The following is a 1,788-nucleotide window of genomic DNA, read 5'->3' as shown; positions in this document are numbered from 1 at the left end:
CATCGAAGATACAAAAAATTGCAGACTTGACAAAGTATTTAGGAATTTATATCACTGAATACCAAATATTAAATGACTTTTTAAGGGGCGACTAATTATGTGGGGAGCAAGAATGTGAATTTAATATCCAATGTCGGAAAATATGAATTACACAAAACATCATAGAGATTATACTGATGATATACGGAATAAGTTTGTCCCCTATCAAAGCACTGATATTGGCTTGTTGGTTTAAGGATAATAATGAATATGCGGCATCTATTAATAGCATGAGTATAGCATAGAATATGCATAGGATTACAAATATTATTATTATCGTTTTCATTTGTTTATTGCTTTTGTATAATCTTTATTTCCAACGTGTCAGTACGTATAACATCACAAAGAGTGTAATAGTCCCCTCTTTCTGTATTATGAAACAACGTGATGACATGGGTTATGTCATCTTTTGGAATATATGTGCACTTATTCTTGTCGTATATAAAAAATCTCGAATCAGAAAATGCCACTATTTTACACTTAGGGGGCAGTTTTCCGATAAATGGATTGTTTACAGGGAAGTCTTTTGGATCCATGGAATGTGAACTTTGTTCTTCTAAAGAAAACAAATCCTTGAACTCACGTCCTTTTCGAATATAGACCGTATCCACACCTTCTACAAAAAGTAAAGATATAACATCAGTGCAATAATTATTGTGAATATCGAATGATATACTGTCACTTTTTATCTTCCCTGCTTGATAGAGAGTAAAAAGCAATAGTGAGTCCTGCTTTTGCTCTTTCATTTCTATGCTCCATCCAACCCGATCAAAGTTTGCCACAAACTTGCGATCATTAGACGATAAGGTCCTGATAAGCAGAAGTGACATGTATATCACTACTGGTGAAAAAATAAGGACTAAAATAAATATATATATCTTTGTTTTCATTTAGCAAGGTAATCCCAGAGGGATTTTATAGAACTCCCTACTGACCTCAAAAGGTTATCCAATTTTTTGTTATAGCTTGCGTTGTTATATCCCATAGTCCATCCATACCTTTCGGCATTTCTTGTAGATTTACCCTCCATTCCACCTTGGTATGAATCAAATGCTATTCTCGATGCCTCCCAAGACATTCCATTTACTCCTGCAACATATCCTGCCGCTATGTTCCCAATATCTCTGGCAGAAGTATAAATAGTTTGTCCTTTCCCATTCTCTCCTACAGGCATACCTCGATAGATGTCTATACCTTTTATTGGACTGTTTGTTCCATTTGTCACCTTAAAGTCATAAGGCTTATTATTTCGTGCATTCATCATGTAATCATCTATCATAGGAGGATTATTAGAAATGATTTCTTCAAGGAATTTGTCGCCACTCCGATCATTTATATCAATAATACTTCCAATACTCCATTGACCTCCACCTTGAGCATCACTATTATAGAAAGATGTCATTGATGTAGTTATTCCGATGGAATTGCCACGTACAAATTCACCCATATTATTAAATGAACCAACATAAATGTTTTTATCCTTATCGTTTAGATTACCACCTACAACTTGATATTTTCCATCTCCTTGATTAATTACCCATGTGCTTCTTCCATCAGGATCAATACAATTTACTGGATTTCCGAAACAATAAGCATAAGGTGAAATCCAAGGCCATGCATTTGCATTTACGGTTACTATTGAAATAGCAACTGAAATTAAGACTTTCTTTAATCTTTTCATAATGATCTTATTTTATGATTTGTACATTCTTTCGGATTCTCTCTATGTCTTCTGGACTTTGCTTCCAC

2 protein-coding genes are annotated in these 1,788 nt (G+C 34.2%); both read right to left on the bottom strand.

Going from position 1 to position 1,788, the window contains the following annotated elements:
* Nucleotides 1-329 precede the first annotated feature (329 nt).
* Nucleotides 330-929, bottom strand: a complete 600-nt coding sequence (locus tag EII32_RS11195) for a hypothetical protein (RefSeq protein WP_125235455.1) — start codon at nucleotides 927-929, stop codon at nucleotides 330-332.
* Nucleotides 926-1,720, bottom strand: a complete 795-nt coding sequence (locus tag EII32_RS11190; protein WP_125235454.1) for a hypothetical protein — start codon at nucleotides 1,718-1,720, stop codon at nucleotides 926-928. Before EII32_RS11190 ends, EII32_RS11195 begins: the two co-directional genes overlap by 4 nt.
* Nucleotides 1,721-1,788: the final 68 nt, after the last annotated feature.

This window comes from Prevotella sp. OH937_COT-195 (assembly GCF_003932845.1).
Lineage (GTDB): Bacteria > Bacteroidota > Bacteroidia > Bacteroidales > Bacteroidaceae > Prevotella.
The sequence above is the reverse complement of the archived record's forward strand: the minus strand, read 5'-3'. Positions and strand labels throughout refer to the sequence as shown.

Coding starts and splice junctions, on each gene's coding strand:
- EII32_RS11195 (WP_125235455.1), bottom strand. CDS start 929: ATGAAAACAAAGATATATATATTTATTTTAGTCCTTATTTTTTCACCA.
- EII32_RS11190 (WP_125235454.1), bottom strand. CDS start 1,720: ATGAAAAGATTAAAGAAAGTCTTAATTTCAGTTGCTATTTCAATAGTA.